We start from the raw sequence: 6,419 nt of genomic DNA, 5'->3' as shown, positions 1-6,419 counted from the left end.
CGCGGCTCTGAGGCCGCGTGGACGCCGGTCGGGTGCCGCCGTCGATCCGGTCAGCCGCGCGCGTGGGCGAGGCGGGTGACCTCGGCGATGAAGCGGTCGATCTCCTCGCAGGTGTTGTAGAAGGCGAAGGAGGGGCGGACCGTGGCCTCCACGCCGAAGCGGCGCAGGATGGGCTGGGCGCAGTGGTGCCCGGCCCGCACCGCTATGCCCTTCTCGTTGAGGGCCGTTCCGACTTCGATCGGTTCGTAGCCGGCCAGGGTGAACGACAGCACGCTCGCCTTGTGCGCGGCGGTGCCGATGAGGCGCACGCCCGGGATCGCCGCCAGCCGGGGTGTGGCGTACTCCAGCAGGCCGTGTTCGTAGCGGGCGATGGTGTCGATGCCGAGTGTTTCGACGTATTCCACGGCCGCGCCCAGGCCGACCGCGTCGGCGATGTTGCCGGTGCCCGCCTCGAAACGGCCCGGCGGCGGCTGGAACAGCGAGCGATCGAAGGTGACGTCGCTGATCATGTTGCCGCCGCCCTGCCAGGGCGGAAGATCCTGGAGCACTTCGGATTTGCCGTAGACCGCGCCGATCCCGGTCGGGCCGAAGAGCTTGTGGCCGGAGAAGACGAAGAAGTCGGCGTCCAGGGCGCGGACGTCGATCCGGGTGTGCGGGATGGACTGCGCACCGTCCACCACGGTGACCGCGCCCGCGCGCCTGGCCTCGGCGACCACATCCGCGATGGGCGTGATGGTGCCCAGTGCGTTCGACACATGGGTCACCGACACCAGTTTCGTGCGATCGGACAGCAGCCGGGTGTACTCGTCCATCCGCAGCTGGCCGGTGTCGTCCACCGGAATGATCTTCAGCACCGCGCCGGTCTCGGCCGCCAGCAGCTGCCACGGCACGATATTGGCGTGGTGTTCGAGGTGCGAGACGAGGATCTCGTCACCGGCGTGAAGATTCTTGCGGCCCCAGGTCTGGGCGATGAGGTTCAGGCCCTCGGTCGCCCCGCGCACGAAGATGATCTCCTGTGCCGAGCCCGCGCCCAGGAAGCGCGCCACCGCCTCGCGGGCGTGCTCGTACGCGTCGGTCGAGCGCGCCGCCAATTCGTGTGCGGCACGGTGGATGTTGGAGTTCTCGTGCTCGTAGAAGTGGGTGATGCGGTCGATGACCGTGCGCGGCTTCTGCGTGGTGGCGGCGTTGTCGAACCACACCAGCGGGTGCCCGTTCACCCGTTCGCCCAGGATGGGGAAATCCCGGCGGACGGCGTGCACGTCGAACGGCGGATGCCGATCCGGCACCGGATCGCCGGCCCGGTCCCCGAGGAAGTAGAACTGTGACCCGGCCGGTGCCGCATCGGCTCGCGGGCGCTCGAGGAAGTAGAAGCTCGGCCCGCCTGCCGCTGCCGCCGGTGCGCTGAAACGCGACGGGGTCAGCGGGATATCGAGCGATGGCAGTTCGGGCAGCCAGGGATCGGTGTGCACCGGGGCCGCGGTGGTCCCGGACTCCCAGCCCGGCACCGCCGGGGCGGGGGTGGCCCCGCCGGGCGGCACCGCACCCCGAGGCGCGCCCGGGGTGCGCGGCGTGCCCGCCGTGGCAGGGACGGAGATGCCCGGACTCGGCTGCGGCACAGCGCCTTCCGGCACCGCGCCGCCACCCGGTACGGCAGGGTCCGGCGCGTGCGGGAGCGAGCTCGCCCCCGCCCCCGACAGCGGAGCTGCCACGGGGACCGACGCGGCCGAGGGCAGCGCCCCCGGCGATCCGGGGACGCCGGACGGCCCCGCCGGGGTGCTCGGCGCACCCGGAACATACGGGATCGGCGGCGGCTCCGGGGCCGGGCCGCCCGGCCCCGGGACGCCCAGCCCCCCGAGGCTCGGCGCCGCCGACGGCAGCGCCGAGAAGAACTCCCCGGCAAGGCGATTCAGCGTCGCCTCGTCCGGGAGCAGGGCGCCCCACCCGGAACCGGTGGCGGCCACCGGCTCCGGGGAAGCGGGCAGATCAGCGGTAGGTCGGTGCATAGTCATGGAACCTGTTCACCTCTGCGCCCTCGAGCACCGCCACGGCGTCGTCGGTCAGGATCGCCAGGGAGCAGTACAGCGAAACCAGATACGAGGCAATGGCACTGCGGTCGATTCCCATGAACTTCACCGACAGGCCGGGACCCTGTTCGCCGGCCAGTCCCGGCTGGTACAGCCCGACCACGCCCTGCCGTTCCGCGCCCGGGCGGATGAGCAGGAACTTGGTCTTGCCGCCGGTCACCGGAACCTTGTCCGACGGGATGATCGGAATGCCGCGCCAGGTGATGAACTGCGAACCGAACAGGCTCACCGTCGGCGGCGGCACACCGCGCCGCGTGCACTCTCGCCCGAAGGCCGCGATGCCCTCCGGGTGGGTGAGGAAGAAGCCGGGCTCCTTCCAGACCTTGGCGACGAGATTGTCCAGATCGTCGGGCGTGGGCGGGCCCGCGATGGTCGAGATCCGTTGCTTCTTCGGGGTATTGGCGATCAGCCCGTAGTCGGGGCTGTTGATCAGCTCGCCTTCCTGATGCTCCTTGATGGCCTCGATGGTCAGGCGCAGCTGCTGGGAGATCTGGTCGTGCGGGCTGGAATACAGGTCCGAGACCCGGGTGTGCACGTCGAGGATCGTGTGCACGGCCTTGAGCCGGTACTCGCGCGGATCCTTCTCGTAGTCGATGAAGGTCTCCGGCAGCGGGGACTCGTCGTAGTTGTCGCACTTGATGTCGACGGTCTGCTCGTGCGTCACCCGGTTGCGCCGGTAGATGCCGGCTTCCACCGGCACCCAGCTCAGCAGATGGACCAGCCACCGCGGGGTGATGGACTCCATCTGCGGAACGGTCTTGGTGGCATTGGCGAGTGTCCGAGCAGCCTCGTCGCCCAGTGCCACCGGTTGCGGCACGGTACTTGTCATGAAAACCGCCTTCAATTAGGCAAATTGGGGGTTACCGACGGGACGGAATACTAACTCCGGGATCCGCCGCTGTCCTGATGAACAGAACGGCGGGCGTGTCCTGGAAGTTTGCTGGCAAAGGCGCGATTCGATGCCGTTCGCGCCTTCGATGTGAACGGGTGCACACCGCGATGTAGACACCGCGAGCTAACAGTGAGGAAACCGTAATTGCGCGGCAACGAATTCGGGGGAGGCGCGCACGGAAACCGCTGCGGCCGCGCGCCTCAGCGCGCGCCCACGAGCACCGCGTCGGTGATCGAGCGCCACGCGACCCCGGCTTCGGCGAACCCCGCCGCCCAGACGTGGTCGAGATGCCAGTCCAGGGTCTGCGGCACGCCCCGCGGCCGGTTGTCGAGAATGGCGCGACTGGCGGCCAGCTCGTTGCTCAGCCGCGGATCATCGGCGATCCCGGCCCACCACTGTTCCCAGTCCGGCACGCCCTCGGCCCGCACGCGCTCCTGATGCCCGCGCTGAATCCGCTCGTCCAGCGCGTTCAGCAGCGGGGTCCGCGGATCGGGCATGTGGTCGGCGTTGAGGAACAGTCCGCCCGGGCGCAGCAGCGCCGGCAGGTCCCGGTAGAGCCTGGCCAGGTCGTCGGGCTGCATCCAGTGCGTGGCGGTCGCGGTCGCGATGACGTCGAACGGCTCGGCGGTCAGCGCACTCGACCACGCCGGATCTTCCAGGTCCGCCACGACGAAACAGACGCGCGGATCATTGGCGAAGGACCCGCGCGCCATCGCCAGCAGCGTCGGATCCCGATCCACCGCAACCGAACTCGACTCGGGCAGCCGGGCGAACAGCCGCCGGGTGATGGTGCCGGTCCCGCAAGCCAGATCCAGCACCCGCGGCGCCTTCCCGGCGCTCGCCTCGACCAGATCCAGCATCACCCGGAATCGCTCCTCGCGATCGGGCATGTACAACTCCTGCTGCCGATCCCAACTCTCCTGCCACGCTTCCCAATTCACGCCTTCTCCAGTGGTCTGATCAGCGGCTTCGGACCGGACGCAGACTACGCGGCGGACCGGGCGCGGCGTCCCCGCGACACGCGCTCGCGGCGCGCCGGAGCGCGCGGGGGAGGGGGTGTGGTTGTCGGCGGCGGTACCACTTCGCTATATTCGCCTGCGCAGCTGGTTCGCCGGAGGCGGTATCGAGGAGCCCCTGATCCGTCCGAAGGCGTCGAAGCCCGGTGGTGCGTTCGCGTGCCGCCCGGGTGAGAGGGAACCCGGTGGAAATCCGGGACTGTCCCGCAGCGGTGAGTGGGAACGACAGCCGTCATTCCGCACTGGGCGCGATGCCTGGGAAGCGATGGCCGATAGGACCAGCCCCGGCACGAGCGCCGGGGCCGACCCGGGTCACGGGTCGATGCCCACGAGTCCGAAGACCTGCCGTTGCGCTGGATACGTCGTATCCGGCGGTTGTCGCCTCGTGGATCGGGTGGCACGCCGAGCGGGACCGGGCGTCGCACGACGCCGCGCAATGGGCTCCTTCAGCGTGCACTCGCAATGAGGTGGCCATCGGCATGCTGACCATGGAGCTCACCAATGACGAACTCGGACAACACTTTCGCAGCCGTGCCCGGCTGCGCCCCGACCGCCCGTGTCGCGCCGCTCGCGGCCGCTCGCGCCTCGGTCGTGCAGAGCCTGCGGATCCATTCCGGGGCACGGGTGCCCTTCTCGGTGGAATTCAATCCGCCGCGCGACGCCGCCGGAGAAGCGCGACTGTGGCGCACGGTCCGCGAGTTCGAGCGCATGCATCCGGCCTTCGTCTCGATGACCTATGGCGCGGGCGGCTCCACCAAGGACCGCACCGCCCGCATCACCGGCCAGCTCGCCCAGCAGACCACCCTGCTGCCGGTGGCGCACCTGACCGCGGTCGGGCACAGCATCGCCGAACTGCGCGCGCTGGTCGGCTCCTACGCCGACTGCGGCATTCGCAACATCCTGGTGCTGCGCGGCGATCCGCCGGGCGATCCGCTCGGCGCCTGGGAGCGTCATCCCGACGGGGTGGCGTACGCCGAGGAACTGGTGCGCATCGTGCGCGACCTCGGTGACTTCAAGGTCGGGGTGGCCTCGTTCCCGCAGGGGCATCACCGCTCACCGGACCTGGCCACCGACACCGCCCACCTGGCCGCCAAACTTCGCGCCGGCGCGGACTACTCGATCACCCAGATGTTCTTCGACGTCGAGCACTACCTGCGCCTGCGCGACCGGGTGGTCGCGCACGACCCGATCGAAGGCGCCAAGCCGATCATTCCCGAGCTGATGCCGATCACCTCCCTGCGCACCGTGCAGCGGGCGGTCGAGCTGTCCGGTCGCGAACTCCCGCCGGCGGTACTGGCGCGGCTGCGGCGGGCCGCGGGGGACGGTCCGGAAGAGAACAAGGCCGCGGTGCGCGCCGCGGGCATCGAGATCGCGACCGAGATGGCGCAGCGCCTCATCGACGAGGGCGCGCCCTGCCTGCACTTCATCACGCTCAATTTCGCGAAGGCGACGACCGAGGTGCTGACCAATCTCGGCTACCGCGTGACCGCGGCTCCGCTCAGCGCCTGAGAAACCGGCGGCGGGTCCGGAAACCCGGACCGGGCCCGGCAACCGGCTGGCTCTGAGATCTGCATTACGCTAGCCTAACCTAAATCGGATGAGGTTAGGCTACGTTTACTACGTAAGTGTGTGCTGATCAGCGATTACGTTCCGAGACCGGTCGCAGATGCTGAAAGCCTGCCGCTATTGCTCGCGTGTCACGCGGTACCCGTCGCGATTTTCGGGTTAGCCCACCCTAATAAAATAGGTTACCCTAACTCGCGAATGTGGATCTGCGAGAGGGTTTCTGATGGTGGTTGCTCGTCCCGAGACGAGTCCGGGTACCGATGTTGTCGAACCAGCTGTTTACGAGCTGACCGCCCGGCCCATCGATATCGAACGTGACACCGAGACCGCGCACCGGTGGCTCATCCACCCGAAGTCGGCGTACTGGGGGATGCTCGAGAGCACGCCGGCCGACGTCGAGGATCTGATCCGCGTCGCCGAGTCCGACCCGGATCCGCGATTCGGCATGTGGATCGGCGCGTTCGAGGACGATCCGCAGTTCCTCTTCGAGCTCTACAACCCGCAGACCAGCGATCTGGCCAAGCCGGACACCGGCTACGAGCACGCGGCCGGTGACATCGGCATGCACCTGCTGGTCTCCAGCAGTGAGCGCCGGCTGCCGGGCTTCACCGGCAACGTCATGCTGCACATCATGCGCACCGCCTTCTTCGAGTGCGGCGCCGAGCGAGTCGTGGTCGAGCCCGATCACCGGAATCTGCACGTGCAGAAGCTCAATGCCGCGGTCGGCTTCCGGGTCGTCGGCGATTTCCCGGTCGCCGACAAGATCGCCCGCCTGAGCTACTGCACCCGCGCCGACTTCATTCGGCTCACGGACAACGGCCGGTCCCTGGCGACCGACCTCCAGCTCGCGAACTCCTGAGA

The 6,419-nt window shown here is 69.0% G+C and carries 5 protein-coding genes and 1 riboswitch; of the genes, 2 read left to right on the top strand and 3 right to left on the bottom strand.

What is annotated here, in order from left to right:
- Positions 1-50: 50 nt before the first annotated feature.
- From ABZ319_RS32655 to ABZ319_RS32645, 3 genes are all read right to left on the bottom strand, one after another.
- Positions 51-1,982 carry a family 2A encapsulin nanocompartment cargo protein cysteine desulfurase gene (locus ABZ319_RS32655; RefSeq protein ID WP_354990393.1) on the bottom strand — a complete coding sequence of 644 codons (1,932 nt, stop codon included), beginning with the start codon at positions 1,980-1,982 and terminating at the stop codon, positions 51-53.
- Between the two features lies 1 nt (position 1,983).
- Positions 1,984-2,913, bottom strand: a complete 930-nt coding sequence (locus tag ABZ319_RS32650) for a family 2A encapsulin nanocompartment shell protein (RefSeq protein ID WP_354990391.1) — start codon at positions 2,911-2,913, stop codon at positions 1,984-1,986.
- Between the two features lie 263 nt (positions 2,914-3,176).
- On the bottom strand, positions 3,177-3,917 hold the full coding sequence (locus tag ABZ319_RS32645) for a class I SAM-dependent methyltransferase (protein WP_354990390.1): 741 nt from the start codon (positions 3,915-3,917) through the stop codon (positions 3,177-3,179).
- Positions 3,918-4,122: 205 nt separating this feature from the next.
- Positions 4,123-4,357, top strand: a riboswitch (cobalamin riboswitch).
- Between the two features lie 136 nt (positions 4,358-4,493).
- Here ABZ319_RS32645 and ABZ319_RS32640 point away from each other — a divergent pair.
- Entirely contained in the window at positions 4,494-5,501 is a 1,008-nt protein-coding gene (locus ABZ319_RS32640; protein WP_354990389.1) for a methylenetetrahydrofolate reductase, read from the top strand.
- 280 nt (positions 5,502-5,781) lie between these two features.
- Positions 5,782-6,417, top strand: coding sequence for a GNAT family N-acetyltransferase (locus tag ABZ319_RS32635; RefSeq protein ID WP_354990388.1), 636 nt, complete (start codon positions 5,782-5,784; stop codon positions 6,415-6,417).
- Positions 6,418-6,419 lie beyond the last annotated feature (2 nt).

This window comes from Nocardia sp. NPDC005978 (assembly GCF_040614455.1).
Lineage (GTDB): Bacteria > Actinomycetota > Actinomycetes > Mycobacteriales > Mycobacteriaceae > Nocardia.
Note: the sequence above shows the minus strand (reverse complement) of the source record. Positions and strands in the feature narration are given on the sequence as shown.